Genomic DNA, 17,293 nt, shown 5'->3' with positions numbered 1-17,293 from the left:
GCGTTGCGGTGAATCGTTTTCAATGCCTAAACCATTCAATCTGGCCGTCGTCGGCTATGGCTATGTTGGCCGCACCTTCCACGCACCGCTGATCGCCAGCACGCCCGGCCTGCAGTTGCACAGCGTGGTGTCGTCCAAGCCGCAGCAACCGCAGGCCGACTTCCCCGAGGTGCGCGTGCTGCCCGACCTGGAGGCCGCACTGGCCGACCCGGCGCTGGATGCGGTGGTCATCGCCACGCCCAACCAGACCCATGCGCCGATGGCGCTGCAGGCACTGGCCGCCGGCAAGCACGTGCTGGTGGATAAACCCTTCGCCCTGGATGCCGCGCAGGCCCGCACCGTGGTGGACGCCGCCGCAGAGGCCGGCAAGATCGTCAGCGTGTTCCAGAACCGCCGTTGGGATGCGGACTTCCTCACCGTGCGGCGCTTGATCGAAGACGGCCAACTGGGCGAGGTGGTGGAGTTCCATTCGCACTTCGACCGGTATCGCCCGCAGGTGCGCGACCGCTGGCGCGAAAGCGATATCCCCGGTGCCGGGCTGTGGTACGACCTGGGGCCGCATCTACTGGACCAGGCGTTGCAGTTGTTCGGCATGCCGCAGGCGATCAGCGCAGACCTGCAGCGCCAGCGCACGCAGGCGCGCAGCGACGATTACTTCAACGTGGTGCTGCGCTATCCCCGCTTGCGGGTGATCCTGCACGCCGGCTCGCTGGTGGCCGACGGCAGCCTGCGCTTCGCCGTGCACGGCACGCGCGGCAGCTATCTCAAGCATGGCGCCGATACGCAGGAAGACCAGTTGCGTGCCGGCCGCCGCCCCGGCACCGCCGGCTGGGGCATGGACCCATTGCCCGGCACGCTCACCCGCGTGGACGACGAAGGCCGTGTGCACACGCATCAGCCCGATGGCGTACCCGGCGACTACCGCCATTGCTATGAGGCCTTCCGCGACGCAATGGCCGGCACCGCACCGCCGCCGGTCAGTGCAGCCGATGCAGTGCGGCTGATGGAGCTGCTGGAGCTGGCGCAGCGCAGTGCCGCGCTGGGCCAGGTGCTCTGGCTGGACGGCAACAGCAGCGACTGAGCCCCAAGGCCCGGCAGCAGCGGTGCCGCGCTCACCGCGCGCGGCTGCTGCCACGCGCACACGCTGTTGTTGAAGCAGACATGCATGCCACGCCAAGCGTGGCGCGCACGGCCCTGGCCGGATCAGGCGTCCTTGCTGCCGATCGGCGGCGGGGTTGGCGTGGTGGTCAGCACCGCGTGCCCACCGAACTGATTGCGCATCGCCGCCAGCAGTTTGTCGGTAAACGAATCCTTGTCGCGCGACCGCAACCGCTCCATCAGCGACAAGGTGATCACCGGCGCGGAGACTTCCAGGTCGATGGCCTCTGCCACCGTCCAACGGCCTTCGCCAGAATCGGCCACATACGGCGCAATGCCGCCCATGGTCGGGTTGTGCGCCAGCGCATCGGCGGTGAGGTCCAGCAACCATGAACGCACCACGCTGCCATCGCGCCAGATCTCGGCGACCTGGTGCAGGTCCAGCGCGAAATCGGTCTTGTGCTGCAGCAGCGCGAAGCCTTCGGCATAGGCCTGCATCATTCCGTACTCGATGCCGTTGTGGACCATCTTGGTGAAGTGGCCGGCACCGCTCGGGCCCACCCGTCCCCAGCCCTTGTCCGGCGCCGGTGCCAACGTGGCCAGCACCGGATGCAACGTGGTCACGGCCGCTTCGTCGCCGCCCACCATCAGGCTGTAGCCTTCCTGCAGGCCCCACACGCCACCGCTAGTGCCGCAATCGACAAACGCAATGCCGCTGGACTGCAGCTGCGCGGCGCGGCGCTGCGAATCCTTGTAGTACGAATTTCCGCCATCGATGACGATGTCGCCGGCCTGCAGCAACGGCAGCAGCTGCGCCAGCGTGTCGTCGACGATCTTGCCGGCCGGCACCATCAGCCACACCACGCGCGGACTCGGCAGTGCGGTGACCAGCGTGGCCAGCGCGTCGGTTGTCTGGATGCCCTTGGATTGCGCACTGGTGCGTGCGGCAGCGCCCAGATCGAACCCATGCACGCGATGCCCGCCGCGCACCAGCCGCTCGGCCATGTTGGCGCCCATGCGGCCCAGTCCCACCATACCCAGTTCCATAGTCACTCCTCGTGTCATCTGATCAGTGCAGGGTGCCACGCGGCACGTAGAACGGCGTGGCGGAATTCTCAATGGATTGTTCCAGCGTGTGACCAGCCGCGCATTGCTGCAGCTGCCAACCGATCCAGCGCCAGTACAGGGTGCTGCGCAGGTTGTGCAGGGTCAGGTCGATGGCATACGGCGTGCGCGGGTTACGGTCGAGCAGGCGCGCCACGTGGTAGCCGATCGGCTTGACGCCCTTGGGGTGCACGTACACCTGAAACCCCTGGTAGAACGGGTCGTCCAGCAGCGCAAGCAGTTCCTGCAGACGGGCCTGCTGATGCGCATCCAGGCTGGCGCGCAGCGCGGCGTCGCGTTCGTACAGCAGCCGCTCGAAACGCCGCCGGCCGGGCCCGCGCAACTCTTTGGCCAACTCCCAGATCTGACGGTTACGCGCGTCGTAGTACGCAAAGCCACCGCGGCGTGCCAGCGCCTGCGCGGCTGCATCGCTGACATCCACCACCACGAAGTTTTCGGCCTGATTGTGGATGTCGTCCAGATACGCCTTGTCGAACACATGCGCGATGAAGCCAGGCGCCCCCACGAAGGCTTGGCGCCCCAGCTGCGCAGTCTTGACCGCCTTGCCATCGGCGAAAAACTCGCCGGCGTGCGCACCCAGCAAAATGCTGTCGGTGTCGTGCAAGGTCAAAAATGTGCCGATCGACAGCTCGCCCGCGCTAAAGACCGTATCGAAGCCTGCATCGCCGTAGAGTTCGCGCTGCGTGGCCAGTTGCGCCACCTGCCGGCCCACCCCGCATTCGGAGCGCACCTGGCCGCGATAGAACGCATCCAGCGCCTGCGCGTTGCTCCCGCTTGGCTGATAGCCGCGACCGAAGCTCTTGAATCCACTCCACCCTTGCGCGGCAGCGCCACGCCAGCCAAAGCCGATCCAGCCCAGTTGCACTGCCGAAAAGCGATAACGCGGGTTGTCCTGCAGTTTGCTCACTGCACGTTGTGTGGCCGCGCCCAGCTCGAACGCGTACGCGCACCGCGTGGCGGGATCTTCCAGCAGCGCCCGCAAGGCATCGCCGCGTTGCTGCGCGTTCCACTGCGCCGGCAGCACGGCGTGCAAATCGCCTGCCTGCTGCGCCTGCGCCAAGGTGGCGCGCGTACACGGCAGGCCACGTGCGATCACCGGTGCCGTGGTGGATGCCTGCTCGATCCGCCAGCCCATCCGCCGCAACAACGCCTCCACGCAATCGGCATCGGCCGCGGTTGACGTTGCACCGGGTGCCGCCAACACGCTTTGCAGCAGCTGCGCAACCAACAAGACCGCCGCACAGACAACGCGCGCGCTGCGCCGTGCGTGCAGGCGTCGCTCAAAGGGTGTGGGAGACAAAGTCATGCGAGGCGGCATTGATCAAGCGTAGATCCGCTCTGCGGCGCGGGCAAAAGAAAGCCCCGGCAGGGCCGGGGCTCGTGGTGTTCAGTCGCTCAGCCTCAAAGACGCTCGCAGACGCGTTCGACCCGGCGATCGCCATTATTTTGCTGGCTGTTGCCCTGGATCGTGCGGCCTGCCGCACCGCCTGCCACCGCACCCAGCACGGTTGCGGCCTTCTTGCCGTTACCGCCGCTCACCTGGTTGCCGAGCAGACCGCCGACGATGGCGCCAGTCGCGGTGCCGGCGATGCGGTTCGGGTCACGGGAATTCTTCTGCACTTCCACGTTCTTGCAGCGCACGCGGGTACCGTCATTGAACCTGCGGCCCTCGTCTGCCGTCGTGTACCGGTGCTGCGAGTAGTTTTGCGCCTGCGCGAAGGTGCTCGTCGCCATCAGAGCGATCAGGGACATACCCATCAGGGAAGTGTGCATTTTCATCGTACGTCTCCATCGTTCTCGCCCATTCGGCGAGCCATGGCTGCACTCTGGTCGCTACGTCGAGAACAGTACGTGAAGCGAACACCCCGCTATTCAGGCTTCAGCGCGGAGCGTGAAATGCACCGTCACGGCTGCGTTGCGGGCTCGCTCTGCGGCACCGGGGCTGGTGCGGGCGGCGGGTCCTGCGCTTCGACCGGCAGCGGCGCGACAGGCGGCTGCGCAACGGTGGTCGGCATTGCTGCCGGCGACGGCGCAGTGCTTGCCGGCGCGGCCGTGGTGGGCACTGGCTGCGTTGCTGGCACTGGCACTGGCGCTGGCGCTGGCGCTGGCGCCGGAGCTGCATGCGCTTGTGCGGGTGCCGGTGCCGCAGCGGCCGGCGTGGATTCGGCCACCTTCGGCAGGTACGAATTCAACCGCTCGAAGAAGCGCTTGTAGAAGGCCGCGTCCTGCACGGTGGTGCTGGACACACGCACCAGCGAATCGCCGCTGCTGCCGACCGGCACCGACAGCGAGCCCAGCACGCCCACGCCCACGCTGGCGGAGGTGGAGCTCTTCTTCAGTGCATAGCGGTCCTGCAGCGCGCTGACAAACACCTGCGCGGTGCCACCGTCCTGCCCGGCGCAGGAAATGCGCAGATTGAGCTGCTCGCTCTGGTCGGCTTCCTTGAGCTGGAAGTTCTTGCTGCCCTCCACGGCGGCGGCATCGGCGCGCGTGACCGCATAGCCCTGGCTCAACAGCACCCGCCGCGCCGCCTCGCACGCCTGCGGCGAGGTCGCGCTGACGTTGCGCGAATAGGTGTCGTCGGAATTGAACGACTCGCGCATCAGCATGGTGTCGCCTTTGCTGCCACCGCAACCGGCCAGGGCCGCCAATGCGCCAAGCAACGCGCCGCGCGCAATCAGGGAAGAACAAGACATGGGTAAATTCCGGCATCCAAAACCGGCACAGAGCATAGCCGCAACCCATGTGCGCGCGGTGTCGCGTCCGCCGCTCAGGGCTGCGCCGGTTCATCCATCGGCAGTTGCAGGTCCACCTGCAGGCGGCGGCCATCGGCGTCCAGGCGTTCGGCGCGCAGATAGTGGTGCGCTGCGACCATCGCCAACGGCACGGCGGGCAGACACGGCGCGCCCCACAGGCTCAGCGCGAAGCCCTGCGCGTGCAGCCAGTGGGTCAGCCGGTCCCAGACCGCCTGCTCACCGGGCACGATCAGGTCCAGATCGGCCGGGCCATCGGGCACCTGTTCGGGCGCCTGCAGCCAACGTGCGTAGCTGCCGTGCGGGGTGACGGGCAGGCCCTGCTCGCGCAGCGCCTGCAGTAGCTGCGATGCGGCCTGCAGATCCAGGCGGCTGCGGCAGTGCTGGAAGATCAGCGCATATTCGTGGCTGCGGTTGCTGGCGGTGTCGCCCTGCGCCAGCACCCCGCTGGCGCGTGGATAGCACAACACCCGCTCCTCGCGCAGCGTAAACAGGCTGGACAGGATGCGCCCCAGGTCCCAGGCCTGCGGCACCAGCTGCCCGTCCAGCACCACGTTCTCCACCATCGCCACGCCGAAGCCGCCTGGCCGCAGCTGGCGACGCAGCGCATGGAACACCGCACGCAAGCCGGCCAGATAACTGGCGTAATCGGTGCTGGCATACAGCTGGCCGGGCGCTACTTGCCCGGACCAGTGGCAGCCGAAATACGGCACGTTGGTCAGGCACAAGTCCACCGGCGCGGCGGGCGGCACCTGCGCCAGCCCGCCCACCACGATCGGCGCCTGCACCGCGTGCCGCCGCAAGCGCTCGCGTGCCACTGCGGCACGCGCCGGGTCGATCTCCATGCCATGCGCCTGGCGGCCTTCCAACGCGGCCGCGAGCAAGGTGCTGCCGAACCCGCAGAACGGGTCGAACACCTGCTGCCCCGGCGCACTGAAATGGCGCACGAACGGGCGCATCTGATTGACCCAGCCGCAGTCGCGCCCGTGCAAGGGATCGGCGGCGCGCAGGTCGTCCGGCAGCGCCCAGGCCGGATCGTCCGGCGCGGGCGTCCACCAGCTGCGCTGATCGAATTCATCCATGGCCTGGCTCCCACAGGATGTCCGCATCCGGGTCCCAGCCTGCGCACAGCCGGCCATTGGCGAAGAACACCAGCTTGTACAGATCGCCGCTGGCGTGGCGGGCATGCATGGCGGCGTAGTCCGCGCTTTCGAACACAACGTGCATGCCGTGCGCATCGCGCAGCCGCACGTTCCAGAAGTAGTAGCCCTGGGTCATGCCGTCCAGCGTCCAGCCCGGCCACCACGGCTGTTGCATGCACTCGGCCAGCAAGGTCTCCACGCCGATGCGCCGTTGCTCGATGTAACGCACGGTACCGTTGGTGCGGTAGCCGGCATCCAGCCGCGACAGCTCACGGAAGATCACCTGGCTGGCGCCGCAGCGCCGCGCGAACTCCAGATAACGGGCGATTTCCTGCGCGGTATCCACACCGCCCTGCTGCACGATGCACACCAGGCGCACCGGCACGCGCAGCGCCAACCGATTGGCGGTGTGCAGGAACGCATCCACCTGTGCGATCGGCTCGTCCGGGCGGAAGCGCATGATCGCGTCATTGCCGGCCTGCAACGGATGATGGCGCGACAGCTCGATCCACGACAGATCAAAGTCCACCAACGCATCGATCAACGCCTGCCCGTGGCTGCGCGCCAACCCGGCGCCATTGCTGTAGAGCACCCGCTGCGCGACCTGCGGCCCGTTGCGCGTGTGCGCCAGCGTCTGCAGCAGGGTCTGCAGCCACGCCGCATCGTCGGTCATTTCCAGACCCGACAACGAATACGACAACGGCACCCCAGCCAGCAGCTGCAGCACCTGCTGCAAGTGGTCGAAGTACGCCGACCCTGGCCGCAGCTGCGCGGCCGCCACACCGCCGGACTGCGAGCGCAGATTCTCCGAGCAAAAGCCGCAGCGCGCCGAACACGGCCGCACCGAGGCGTAGGGCGTCAACGTGATCGGTAGCGCCGAGCGATACCGGCGCCCGCCGATCTCCAGTGCATGCCAACGGTCGGCATCGTGGGCATCCGGCACCCGCTGCTCGATCGCCGGCGCGGCAGCCCGCAAGGTGGCCAGCACCGACGCCGCCGTCACCTGCGTGCAGGGCTGCTCCGGTGTCAGCGCCGCGCCGGCCTGCGCACCTGCCTCACAACCGGGCAGCGTCTGCATGTGCACGTACCTGCTCCAGCGTCCATTCCTGCAGCATCCGGCCGTTCTCCCACACCGTGACCAATGCATCGTCGCTGTCGCCCGCGTGCGTGGCGACTTCGTCGAGTAAGGCGCTGCGGTACTGGCCCGTTGCACGGTCGCGCAGCAGCGTCAGCCGGCCGCGCTTGCTCTGCTTGCCCTGATCGGTGATCGGGTCTTTGTAGACATCGATCCATGCGCCATCCACGCGCACCGCCGAGCACTTCAGTGCGAACTTTTGCGTGTCACGGTCCACCTTCTGCAGCAACGCACCGCCCATGCCGAAGGCGACATTGTCGGCCGCATATCCGGCAGCGGTGATGCGTTCGAGGATGGCGCGCAGCGACTGCGGATTGATGCCATCGCCCTGGATCACGCGCACGTGGTTGAGCACCTTGTAGCCCTTGCCGTTGACCTGATGGCCGAACGCCTCGTCCAGCAACAGCAGACACTGCTCGACCACATCCACCGGGTCGCCCGAATCCGGGCGGATCACCACGGTCGCACCGGAGGCGGTGATCTCCTCGCGTAGCGTGGTGCCCCAATGCTTGCGAATGGCGCGGTAGATGTCGTAGCTGTCCGACACCACCGCCACGATCGCGCCCGGCCGCGCAAACTGCGTGAGCATGTTGCGGTATGCATCGACTTCGCGCTCGCGCCCCCAGCTGGTGATGGTGCTGTGCTCGGCCGCGGGGATCGAATAACCGGCCACCGGCGTGTGGTAATGCGCGCGTGCCAGCAACAACGCCGACAAGGTATCGGTACCGAGGAAGTTCACCAGGTGCGCCGCGCCACCCAGCGCGGCCGAGCCCAGGCTGGACACGCCACGCGCACCGAAGTCATGCAGCTTGAACGGCAACTGGCCTTCGGGATCGTCGCTGGTGCGTTGCAGGAAATCGCGCACGATCTGCTTCACCTGCCAGCTCACCGTGGCGACGGTCACCGGATACCACACGCGCAGCAGCAGGGTTTCCAGATACGACGGCACCCAGAACGCCTTGGCGTCGGTGGATTCGATCGTCATCAGCACGTTGTGCGTGGGCACCACGCAGCCTTCGGGCACCGCACGGATGCGGATCGGCAACTGCCCACCCAAACGGTCGACGATATCGCGCCAGCCGGCCTCGTTGAACGGCTCGCCATGCGCCGCCAGCAACGCCTTGGCATCGTCGATGTCGGCGTGCGTCACCGGGCGATTGATCGCTTCTTTCAGGATCGACTGCAGGCCGAAGAACACGGTCTGGTCGTACACGCCGCCGCGCGATTCCACGTAGAAAAACGAGGCATCGGTGCCGGGCGGATATTGCAGCCAGTGGCTGGCCTTGTAGCTGTCGGTGTTGAGCAGCAGGTTGTCGAGATAATGCATGACGGAAGCTCCTTCGCGTCGGGAGGCCGGCGGTCTGTCCGCCAGCGAGAAGTCATGGCTCAGCCATGGCCCAGAAAGAATTCAAGGATGTGCAGATGGTCTTCGTAGAGCCGCGGCCCCATCGCCATCACCTCGGCGATCGGGATCCAGCGCGCCTTGTCGGCATCGTCGCCGCCACGCACCGCCGGCAATTCGCCCGCGGCGAATTCGAAGTGGAACGCATGGGTGATGGTGCGCCCGCGCAGGCTGCGCTCGGGGTGATCGAACACCTGCCGCGCACGCAACGAACCCTTGATGACCGGTAGCGGCACCTTGAGCCGGGTTTCCTCGCGCAACTCGCGCAGGCAGCTGTCCAGCAGGCCTTCGTCCTGCCCGACAAACCCGCCCGGCAGCGCCCACAAGCCCTTGCCTGGCTCGGCGCGACGACGCACCAGCAACACGTGGCCGGCCTGCACCACCACCGCATCAGTGGTGACGAAGGTGGGCGCATACGGCGCGTCCTTCCAGGCAGCGCGGTACTGTTCGATGAAGCGGAATTCGGCCACCAGCTGCGCATAGCTCGGTGAGCTGCGACGGAATGCTTCGAGCATGTCGTATACCGGCGCCGGCACATTGCCGCGCAACATCAACAGCCCACCATGGAAGCCGATATCGCCGGCTTCGAAGAGATAGCGGCGCAGTTCGGTGGCAGACAACGTGGCGGTGTGCTGCACATCCTCCAGCGGCCATTGCGGAAACTCACGCAGGTAATAGCTGCTGGCGTCCTTGTCCATGCCGATCAGGCCTACACGTGCATCGGCACTGCCGCCGTCGGCCTGCACGGCTTCGGCCACCTGCCTTTGCACTTCGGCAATCCACAGGCTTTCGTTGTACAGATGGTCGCGCAGCGGGCGCAGGATCAGGCGTTCGGCATCGTCGGGCAATGCCGCCTGGATCATGACCGCGCGTTCGGCGACGGTCCACGGATTGCGAATGGTGCGGGGGGTATCGGCAGAACCGATCAGCACGATCAGCTTGCGGGCCTTGCCCAGCGCGTGGCGGGCGACGGCGGCGTGGCCGTTATGAAAGGGCTCGAAACGCCCGATAAAGACGAGATAGTCGTACGGTGTTGCCATGAGAATCCCTCACGGTTGTGTGGTCAGCCAGCGGTCTGTCCCCTGGCTTGCGACAAATGCTACGCCGATGCGCAGCGACGTCAAGCGCGTGATTGCATCGGCGAACACCGGCGTTGCCATGACACAGCGGTCATCATTGCTGACTAGACTTGGCGGCTCTGTTCTTCAGGAATTCGCCTGCATGCCACGCCTGACCACGCGCGCGCTGACGCGCTGCTTGCTTGCCACCCTTGCACTGCTGTGCATCGCCTTGCCGGCACTTGCCGCAGCGCCAATCACGCCGCTGCGCGTGATGTCGTTCAATGTGCGCGTGCCCGTCGATACCGATGGCGACAAACGCTGGCAGGCGCGTCGCGGTGCGATGGTCAGCGTGATCAAGCAGACGCATCCGGATGTGTTCGGCACCCAGGAACTGGTCAGCGAACAAGCCGGCTATCTCACCGCGCAGTTGCCTAGCTACCGCTGGTTCGGCCAGGGACGGCGCGGCGATGACAGCGACGAACACATGGGCGTGCTCTACGACACGCGCGCGCTCAACGTGGTGGAATCGGGCAATTTCTGGCTATCCGATACGCCCGAGGTGGCCGGCAGCATCACCTGGGGCAACGTGTTGCCGCGCATGGTGACCTGGGCGTTGTTCGAGCGCCGCAGCGACAAGCGCCGCTTCTACCTGTTCAACACGCATTTCCCGTACCGCGACGAAGACGAACCCGCGCGCGAACGCAGCGCGCGGCTGATCCTATCGCGCATCGCGCAATTGCCGGCCGATATTCCGGTGGTGCTGACCGGCGACTTCAACAGCGACCCGGACAAGATCACCTACCCCACGCTCACCGCCGTGCTGGGCGACGCGCGCGCGAAGGCGCCCAAGCGCAGCGGGCCGGAGAATACCTTCCAGGATTTCAGCACCCACCCCACCCGGCGGATCGACTGGATCCTGTTCCGCGGATTGACCCCAACGCAGTTCACCACGCTGGATGACCGGCCGGGCGGCGTGCTGCCGTCGGATCATTATCCGGTGCTCGCCGAGTTTGCCTGGCCGCGCTGAAAGCACGCACTTCAATCACGGCTTCGCAGGCATCGGCGCACGGAGTGAGCGCGCCGATGCCTGCGAAGCAGCCGGCAATCACGGCGGCTGGATGCCCGCCTGCGCCGCGCTTGCTTGCAGCCATTCCAGCAACGCCTGCAAGGCAGCCGATGGCGTATCGCGCCAGACGATGGACAACTCACGCCGTGCCCAGGGTTCGTCCAGCGGCACGGCCACCAGTTGCTGGCGGACGCTGGAACACGCCAGCGCCGCGAGCGGCACGATCGCCACGCCGACGCCGCGCGCCAACATGCGGCACAGCGTTTCAATCCCTGGCACGCGCGCGCGAATGCGCAGGTGCACGCCGGCCCGCGCCAGGTGCGTGCGCAGATGACGCTGCAAGGCGTTGTCGGCCGATAACGCCAACAACTGCATGTCCTGGATATCGGCCAGGCGCAGCGTGTCCGCGCCGGCAAGCGGATGGCGGGCCGCCACCGCAACCACCAGTTGATCGTGGCGGAACGGGCACCGCTGCAGGCCAGTGAAATCCGCATGCCCGGCGACCACCGCCAAATCGGCGCGCTCCTCGCGCACCGCATCGGCGGCCTCCTCACTGCCCCACTCGGCCAGGGTCAGGTCCACGCGGGGATGCGCCAACAGAAAGTCGGCCACGCACTCGGGCAGCCATTCCGACAGCGCGGCCGTGTTGGCAGCCAGCCGCAGGGTGACCTGCCCACCCGCACCGTAGTCGCCCAGCTCAGCGCGCATCGCCTGCTCCTGTCGGGCCAGCACCCGCGCGTGTCGCAGCAGCACCTGCCCGGCGGCGGTGAGCGTCACGCCGCGCCGGCCACGCTCGAACAGCGCAGCGCCCACCTGCAGCTCCAGCGCGCGAATGCGGGCACTGACGGCGGCCAGCGACAGCGCCACGCGCTCGGCACCGGCGGTGATGCTGCCGGTGTCGGCCACTGCCGCGAAGATCCGCAAATCGACGAACTCCACTTGCATCGCGCACCCACAGCCTTCGGCGTGGACGAAGTCTGCCTCAAACAAAGACAGCTTGCCGCCTCGCCCCGGCGGCAGGATCCTGCCCGGCATGAATGACGATGCATTGCACTGGCTCTTGATCGCGGGCGTGTTCCTGCTGGCTGGCGGGGTCAAGGGTGTGGCCGGCATGGGCCTGCCGACCGTGGCCATGGGCCTGCTCGGGCTGTGGCTGCCACCCAGCCAGGCAGCCGCGTTGTTGGTGCTGCCTTCGCTGGTGACGAATCTGCAGCAGGCCTGGGGGCCGGCACCGGGTGCACTGTTGCGGCGACTATGGCCCCTGCTGGCAATGATGAGCGTGGGCACCTGGCTGACTGCCGGGTTGATCATCGGTGGCGACCCGCGCACCCTGCGCGCCGCGCTCGGCGTGTTGTTGGTGGCTTATGCGTTGCTGGGGCTTGCCCGCTGGCAGTGGACGTTGCCACCACGCCATGAACGCTGGGCCAGCCCATTGACCGGCCTGATCAGCGGCCTGCTCAACGGCGCCACTGGCGTGGTAGTGCTGCCGATAGCGCCGTACTTCGCCGCGCTGGGGTTGCCACGCGAACTATTGATCCGCGCACTGGCGACCTGTTTTGGTACCGCAACGCTTGCCCTGGCCATTGCGCTGATCTGGCAGGGCGGCCTGCCGCTATCGGCGGGCGTGCCGTCGCTACTGGCGCTGCTGCCAACAGCGCTGGGCGTGTGGGCCGGCACCCGGGTGCGGCGACGCATCTCCGCCGAGATGTTCCGGCGCGTGTTCTTCGGCACCTTGCTGCTGCTCGGCCTGCAGGCCTGCTGGCAGGCGCTGGCCTGATCTGCTGAGGGCAGTCGGGTGCGCACAGGTGTCGCCCACCGATGCGCCGCCCAAAAACAAACGCCACCGACAAGCGGTGGCGTTGCTCACCCATCAATGGCGCGGGCGGTCAGTCAGCCCAGCGACCCGGTGCCGTCGATTGCGGCAGCACCTGCGCCGACAGCGGCTGGTCCTTGGACAACAGCCCCAGCGCATCGGCCAGGATGGCCGCCGATTCGTGCAGCAGCGGATCCGGACGCTTTTCAGCGGCCTTCTCGCGGGCGGTGTCCTTGACGATATCGCGCTCGTTGCCGGTCAGGCCGTCGTCGCTGTCGTCGGCCAGCGGGTCCAGTGGCAGACCCAGCTGCTTGCGCACCTGCTGGCGGTCCTTGCGCTGCTGATCCTGCTTCTGCCGTTCGGCCACGCGCTCGGCTTCGTTCAACGAAATGTACTTCTTGGCCTTCTCGTCACGGAACTGCTTGACGTCCTCTTCCCACCACTGGAATTCCTTGTCGCTGGCGATGCGCGTGGCGTGCAGGGTCTGCAGCTTCGGCAGCAGCGGGGCAAAGTTGCCGTACTGGGTGTGCGGCACGGCGGCAATGCGCGTCCACGGCAGCGCGTTGTCGTAGGTGCTTTCGCCGAACTCGGTGGCATCCACGCTGGCCGGGAATGCGATGTCCGGCACCACGCCCTTGTGCTGGGTGCTGGAGCCGCTGACGCGGAAGAACTGCGCGATGGTCAGCTTGACCTGCCCATAGCGCTGCCCTTCGGCGGCCGGCCAGCGGTCCAGGTCAACAATGTTCTGCACCGTGCCCTTGCCGAAGGTGGTTTCACCAATGACCAGGCCGCGGCCGTAGTCCTGGATGGCACCAGCAAAAATTTCCGACGCCGAAGCCGAGCCGCGGTTGATCAGCACGCCCAGCGGACCATCCCAGGCCACCTTCGGGTTGCTGTCGCCATTGACGGTGACCCGGCCACCGGATTCGCGCACCTGCACCACCGGGCCCTGCTCGATAAACAGACCGGTGAGCTCGATCGCTTCGTCCAGCGAACCGCCACCGTTGTTGCGCAGATCCAGCACCACACCGTCGACCTTGTCGGACTTGAAGCCCGCCAGCAGCTTGGCGACATCGCGGGTGGCCGAGGCATAGTCGGCCGCGTTACGGCGACGGCCTTCGAAATCCTGGTAGAAGCCCGGCAGTTTGATGATGCCGATCCGGCGCTGCGGCACGTCGCCACTGGCCGGCAGCGTGATGGTCTCGCCCTTGGCGGCCTGTTCGGCCAGGCGCACCTTCTGCCGCGTCAGGGTCACGGTGCGGTGCGTGCCGTCGATGCCCAGCTCGGCCGGGATGTACTCCAGGCGCACCTGGGTGTCCTTGCTGCCGCGGATCTTCGCCACCACGTCGTCGATGCGCCAGCCGATCACATCTTCGATGGCGCCGCTCTTGGCCTGGCCAACGCCAACGATGCGGTCGCCCGGCTTGAGCGTGCCGTCCACCGCGGCCGGACCACCCGGGATCACCTCGCGGATCACCACCATGTCGTCCTGCTTCTGCAGCTGCGCGCCGATACCTTCCAGCGACAGCGACATCTGCTGGTTGAAGTTCTCGGCGGTGCGCGGCGTGAAGTAATCGGTGTGCGGGTCAACTGCATTGGTATAAGCGTTGAGGAAGAACTGGAACGCGTCCTCGGCTTTCAGTTCGTTGACCGAATCGGCCAACGTGGCATAGCGCTTGTCCAGCGTCTTGCGGATGTCGTCCGACTTCTTGCCGGCCAGCTTCAGGCGCAGCCAGTCGTTCATCACCGACTGCCGCCACAGCACGTCCAGTTGCTTGTCGTCGGCTGCCCACGGCACGTCCTTGCGGTCGTACTCGAACTTCTCGCTGCCGGTGAAATCGAAATCCTGCTTGAGCAGTTCGCGCGCGTATTTGACGCGCTGATCGACACGCTTCTTGTAGACCGAAAACACCTGGAACGCCGGCTCCAGATTGCCGCCGCGCAGCGCATCACCCACGCCCGCCTGCAGCGGCGCGAACGCATCCACATCGGCCTGGGTGAAGAATTGCTTGCCGCCGTCCAGCGTCTCCAGATACCGCTTGAAGACGTCCTTGGACATCGCCTCGTCGAGGGTACGCGGGCGATACGCATACCGGCTGTCCGAAAGCAGCCCGTAGACCAGTTTGGTCGCCGTCGCCTGTTCGGGCGTGGCCGCGGCAGGCAGCGCCGTGTCCGCACGCGCCAGCAATGCCATCGGAGTGGTGAGCACCAGTGCCAGCAGGCCGGCCTTCAGGGACGCAGAAACGTTGTAGGTCATCGAATGGCTCTCGGCACGGGGCCGATGAAAGAAAGGCGGTGATTGGATGTGACAGCATGACAGTGCCGAAAGTTGCTGGCGTTGTCATCCGCTGGCTGAATCAGCCTAGCTCCGGGCATGTAGCAGATTGTGAACGCGCCCGTACCCTCGGCACGCTGGCCCGGATACGACACGGCCCCGCGCACTGCGCAGGGCCGTGATGCACACACCGATGCGGTTGGGCTCAGGCGGCGACGCCGGCACCGGCAGCCTGGCGGTCGGCGTGGTACGAGGAACGCACCATCGGGCCGGACGCCACATGGCTGAAGCCCAGCGCATTGCCGTAGTCCTCCAGCGCCTTGTATTCCTCCGGCGTCCAGTAGCGCATCACCGGGTGGTGGTGCGGCGTGGGCTGCAGGTACTGGCCGATCGTGATCATGTCCACATCGTGCGCACGCAGATCGCGCAGGGTGGCCTGCACCTGCTCCATAGTTTCGCCCAAGCCGAGCATGATGCCGGACTTGGTGGCGATGGTCGGGTGCTGCGCCTTGAAGCGCTGCAGCAGCGTCAGCGACCACTGGTAATCGGCACCGGGGCGCACGTTCGGGTACAGGTCCGGCACGGTTTCGATGTTGTGGTTGAACACATCCGGCGGGCTGGTGGCCAGGATCTCCAGCGCGCGGTCCATGCGGCCCTTGCCACGGAAGTCCGGGGTCAGGATCTCGATCCGGGTCTTGGGAGCGCTGGCGCGGATCGCCGAGATGCAGTCGACGAAGTGCTGGGCACCGCCGTCGCGCAGGTCGTCGCGGTCCACGCTGGTCACCACCACGTACTTCAGACCCATGTCGGCCACGGTGGTGGCCAGGCTGGCCGGCTCGCTCGCATCCGGCGGCTTGGGCCGACCATGCGCCACGTCGCAGAACGAGCAGCGCCGCGTGCACACCTCACCCAGGATCATGAAAGTGGCGGTGCCGTGGCTGAAGCACTCGTGGATGTTCGGGCAGCTGGCTTCTTCGCAGACCGTGACCAGGCGGTTTTCGCGCAACTTGGCCTTGAGGTTCTGCACCGCATTGCCGGACGGAATCCGCACCCGGATCCACGACGGCTTGCGCAATACCGGCGCGTCGACGAACTGCACCGGCGAGCGGTTGATCTTGTCGCCACCGATCTGCTTGACGCCGGTCTGCAGCGACGCAGGTGCGGCGGTGTCGCCGGAGACGACCTGCAAGGGAATGGAACGGGCGATAGGCTGGGTCATGACGGTACGGGCGCTCAGGCCGGAAGCGAAAGGTCGGGCAATGCGGAGGTGGGCTGCAACACGAGGCCGAACTGGCGCGCCAGCTGGTCGAGCAGCACCGCCTTGACGGCGTCCATCCCGGAGGGGCCGCCCAAGTCTAGCACCGAGGTCACCTGCAGACCCTGGTAGCCACACGGGTTGATGCGGTGGAACGGTTCCAGGTCCATCGCCACGTTGAACGACAGCCCATGGAAGGTGCAGCCGCGGCGTACGCGGATGCCAAGCGCGGCGATCTTCGCCCCGCCCACATACACGCCAGGCGCACCATCGCGGCGCTCGGCCACAATGTTCCACTCGTCCAGCGTATCGATCAGCGCCTGCTCGATCTTGCACACATAGTCGCGCACGCCGATCTTGAGCCGGCGCAGATCCAGCAGCGGATACACCACCAGCTGGCCGGGACCGTGATAGGTCACCTGCCCGCCGCGATCGACCTGCAGCACCGGAATCTCGCCCGGAGCCAGGACATGCTCGGGCTTGCCGGCCTGCCCCAGGGTAAACACCGGCGCATGCTCGACCACCCACAGCTCATCACCGGTGTGCTCGTCACGTGTATCGGTGAAACGCTGCATTGCACGCCAGACCGGGACATAGTCCTGCATGCCCAGGTCGCGGACCTGCGCCGGCAAGGGCAACACAGGGGCCACGACAGGGTCGGCCGCTACAGCGTCCACTTCACTTCCGGATGCTCGCGCAGCGCTTGATGCGCGGCGTCGAACTGCTCGCGGGTGTCGGCCCGAAAGCCGATCCGGACCGAGACGTATTTGCCACTGGAGGAGTGCTTCCAGCTGATGCTTTCTTCCAGCAGTTCAACGCCGGTGGCGGCAAGCAGGCGCGGGAGTTCGGTTTCCAGCCCGCGCTCGGCCGTGCCCATGGCGCTGAGCTCGAAGGTGCCGGGAAACTGGAAGCCGTGATCGGGGTTGTCGGAGCTGATTTCCATCCGCCCATTATCGGGCCGCCTGGCGGCAAACCCAACCCCGCCGGCCCCGCTGAGCGAGTTTCGCAATCCCGCTTGCACGCCATTGCGGAGATTGGTCTGCCAGAGCGAACACATCTATCCAGTCTTCGTACTTGCGGCCCCGATATCCACCTTCACCTTTGCATCGTTAGCCCATGTTCACGCGGCGCAGCAGTGGCCGCAGGCACCTTTGCCGCATCCTGTCCC

Annotated in this window: 16 protein-coding genes; 3 read left to right on the top strand and 13 right to left on the bottom strand. The window is 66.7% G+C overall.

Going from position 1 to position 17,293, the window contains the following annotated elements; translation table 11 throughout:
• The first annotated feature begins 22 nt into the window (after positions 1-22).
• Positions 23-1,081, top strand: coding sequence for an oxidoreductase (locus ACCQ09_RS03645; protein ID WP_040940646.1), 1,059 nt, complete (start codon positions 23-25; stop codon positions 1,079-1,081).
• 122 nt (positions 1,082-1,203) lie between these two features.
• On the opposite strand, the gene gnd is transcribed toward ACCQ09_RS03645, so the two are convergent.
• The 8 genes from gnd to ACCQ09_RS03605 all read right to left on the bottom strand — a co-directional run bounded on the left by gnd (position 1,204) and on the right by ACCQ09_RS03605 (position 9,695).
• The gene (gnd, locus tag ACCQ09_RS03640) at positions 1,204-2,145 is read right to left on the bottom strand and encodes a phosphogluconate dehydrogenase (NAD(+)-dependent, decarboxylating) (protein ID WP_040940645.1); all 942 of its coding nucleotides are present in this window, start codon (positions 2,143-2,145) and stop codon (positions 1,204-1,206) included.
• 22 nt (positions 2,146-2,167) lie between these two features.
• Positions 2,168-3,541: a hypothetical protein gene (locus ACCQ09_RS03635; RefSeq protein ID WP_052844642.1), complete on the bottom strand. Its 1,374-nt coding sequence runs from the start codon at positions 3,539-3,541 to the stop codon at positions 2,168-2,170.
• 83 nt (positions 3,542-3,624) lie between these two features.
• Complete coding sequence (locus ACCQ09_RS03630) at positions 3,625-4,002, bottom strand: glycine zipper 2TM domain-containing protein (protein WP_040940644.1); 378 nt, start codon at positions 4,000-4,002, stop codon at positions 3,625-3,627.
• Between the two features lie 125 nt (positions 4,003-4,127).
• Positions 4,128-4,919 (bottom strand): DUF2242 domain-containing protein, encoded by a 792-nt coding sequence (locus ACCQ09_RS03625; RefSeq protein ID WP_040940643.1) that lies wholly within the window; start codon positions 4,917-4,919, stop codon positions 4,128-4,130.
• A 74-nt stretch (positions 4,920-4,993) separates the two neighbouring features.
• Positions 4,994-6,058: a TRM11 family SAM-dependent methyltransferase gene (locus ACCQ09_RS03620; protein ID WP_040940642.1), complete on the bottom strand. Its 1,065-nt coding sequence runs from the start codon at positions 6,056-6,058 to the stop codon at positions 4,994-4,996.
• A complete protein-coding gene (locus ACCQ09_RS03615) occupies positions 6,051-7,196 on the bottom strand; it encodes a hypothetical protein (protein WP_162866356.1) in 1,146 nt (381 codons plus the stop codon). Before ACCQ09_RS03615 ends, ACCQ09_RS03620 begins: the two co-directional genes overlap by 8 nt.
• Positions 7,174-8,580 carry a nicotinate phosphoribosyltransferase gene (locus ACCQ09_RS03610; protein ID WP_040940641.1) on the bottom strand — a complete coding sequence of 469 codons (1,407 nt, stop codon included), beginning with the start codon at positions 8,578-8,580 and terminating at the stop codon, positions 7,174-7,176. The genes ACCQ09_RS03615 and ACCQ09_RS03610 overlap by 23 nt, the downstream gene beginning before the upstream one ends.
• 59 nt (positions 8,581-8,639) lie before the next feature.
• Positions 8,640-9,695, bottom strand: coding sequence for a bifunctional nicotinamide-nucleotide adenylyltransferase/Nudix hydroxylase (locus ACCQ09_RS03605; protein ID WP_011038544.1), 1,056 nt, complete (start codon positions 9,693-9,695; stop codon positions 8,640-8,642).
• A gap of 181 nt (positions 9,696-9,876) precedes the next feature.
• Between ACCQ09_RS03605 and ACCQ09_RS03600 the strand changes: the two genes are divergently transcribed.
• Complete coding sequence (locus ACCQ09_RS03600) at positions 9,877-10,743, top strand: endonuclease/exonuclease/phosphatase family protein (RefSeq protein ID WP_040940640.1); 867 nt, start codon at positions 9,877-9,879, stop codon at positions 10,741-10,743.
• Between the two features lie 78 nt (positions 10,744-10,821).
• On the opposite strand, the gene ACCQ09_RS03595 is transcribed toward ACCQ09_RS03600, so the two are convergent.
• Complete coding sequence (locus tag ACCQ09_RS03595) at positions 10,822-11,727, bottom strand: LysR substrate-binding domain-containing protein (RefSeq protein ID WP_040940639.1); 906 nt, start codon at positions 11,725-11,727, stop codon at positions 10,822-10,824.
• Between the two features lie 88 nt (positions 11,728-11,815).
• Between ACCQ09_RS03595 and ACCQ09_RS03590 the strand changes: the two genes are divergently transcribed.
• Entirely contained in the window at positions 11,816-12,559 is a 744-nt protein-coding gene (locus ACCQ09_RS03590; RefSeq protein ID WP_040940638.1) for a sulfite exporter TauE/SafE family protein, read from the top strand.
• Between the two features lie 109 nt (positions 12,560-12,668).
• Here ACCQ09_RS03590 and ACCQ09_RS03585 read toward each other — a convergent pair whose 3' ends face one another.
• The 4 genes from ACCQ09_RS03585 to ACCQ09_RS03570 form a co-directional block, all read right to left on the bottom strand.
• A complete protein-coding gene (locus ACCQ09_RS03585; protein WP_014509001.1) occupies positions 12,669-14,852 on the bottom strand; it encodes a carboxy terminal-processing peptidase in 2,184 nt (727 codons plus the stop codon).
• Positions 14,853-15,075: 223 nt separating this feature from the next.
• Entirely contained in the window at positions 15,076-16,089 is a 1,014-nt protein-coding gene (lipA, locus tag ACCQ09_RS03580; RefSeq protein ID WP_040940637.1) for a lipoyl synthase, read from the bottom strand.
• Positions 16,090-16,103: 14 nt separating this feature from the next.
• The gene (gene lipB, locus ACCQ09_RS03575) at positions 16,104-16,802 is read right to left on the bottom strand and encodes a lipoyl(octanoyl) transferase LipB (RefSeq protein WP_040940636.1); all 699 of its coding nucleotides are present in this window, start codon (positions 16,800-16,802) and stop codon (positions 16,104-16,106) included.
• Positions 16,790-17,068, bottom strand: a complete 279-nt coding sequence (locus tag ACCQ09_RS03570; protein ID WP_016944387.1) for a YbeD family protein — start codon at positions 17,066-17,068, stop codon at positions 16,790-16,792. Before ACCQ09_RS03570 ends, lipB begins: the two co-directional genes overlap by 13 nt.
• Between the last annotated feature and the right edge of the window lie 225 nt (positions 17,069-17,293).

The sequence above is a fragment of the Xanthomonas sp. NCPPB 2586 genome, assembly GCF_041475775.2.
GTDB classification, from domain to species: Bacteria; Pseudomonadota; Gammaproteobacteria; order Xanthomonadales; family Xanthomonadaceae; genus Xanthomonas; species Xanthomonas campestris.
Note: the sequence above shows the minus strand (reverse complement) of the source record. Positions and strands in the feature narration are given on the sequence as shown.

Coding starts and splice junctions, on each gene's coding strand:
- ACCQ09_RS03590 (WP_040940638.1), top strand. CDS start 11,816: ATGAATGACGATGCATTGCACTGGCTCTTGATCGCGGGCGTGTTCCTG.
- ACCQ09_RS03570 (WP_016944387.1), bottom strand. CDS start 17,068: ATGGAAATCAGCTCCGACAACCCCGATCACGGCTTCCAGTTTCCCGGC.
- ACCQ09_RS03585 (WP_014509001.1), bottom strand. CDS start 14,852: ATGACCTACAACGTTTCTGCGTCCCTGAAGGCCGGCCTGCTGGCACTG.
- ACCQ09_RS03635 (WP_052844642.1), bottom strand. CDS start 3,541: ATGCCGCCTCGCATGACTTTGTCTCCCACACCCTTTGAGCGACGCCTG.
- gnd (WP_040940645.1), bottom strand. CDS start 2,145: ATGGAACTGGGTATGGTGGGACTGGGCCGCATGGGCGCCAACATGGCC.
- ACCQ09_RS03630 (WP_040940644.1), bottom strand. CDS start 4,002: ATGAAAATGCACACTTCCCTGATGGGTATGTCCCTGATCGCTCTGATG.
- ACCQ09_RS03645 (WP_040940646.1), top strand. CDS start 23: ATGCCTAAACCATTCAATCTGGCCGTCGTCGGCTATGGCTATGTTGGC.
- ACCQ09_RS03620 (WP_040940642.1), bottom strand. CDS start 6,058: ATGGATGAATTCGATCAGCGCAGCTGGTGGACGCCCGCGCCGGACGAT.
- ACCQ09_RS03615 (WP_162866356.1), bottom strand. CDS start 7,196: ATGCAGACGCTGCCCGGTTGTGAGGCAGGTGCGCAGGCCGGCGCGGCG.
- ACCQ09_RS03625 (WP_040940643.1), bottom strand. CDS start 4,919: ATGTCTTGTTCTTCCCTGATTGCGCGCGGCGCGTTGCTTGGCGCATTG.
- ACCQ09_RS03605 (WP_011038544.1), bottom strand. CDS start 9,695: ATGGCAACACCGTACGACTATCTCGTCTTTATCGGGCGTTTCGAGCCC.
- ACCQ09_RS03600 (WP_040940640.1), top strand. CDS start 9,877: ATGCCACGCCTGACCACGCGCGCGCTGACGCGCTGCTTGCTTGCCACC.
- ACCQ09_RS03610 (WP_040940641.1), bottom strand. CDS start 8,580: ATGCATTATCTCGACAACCTGCTGCTCAACACCGACAGCTACAAGGCC.
- lipA (WP_040940637.1), bottom strand. CDS start 16,089: ATGACCCAGCCTATCGCCCGTTCCATTCCCTTGCAGGTCGTCTCCGGC.
- ACCQ09_RS03595 (WP_040940639.1), bottom strand. CDS start 11,727: ATGCAAGTGGAGTTCGTCGATTTGCGGATCTTCGCGGCAGTGGCCGAC.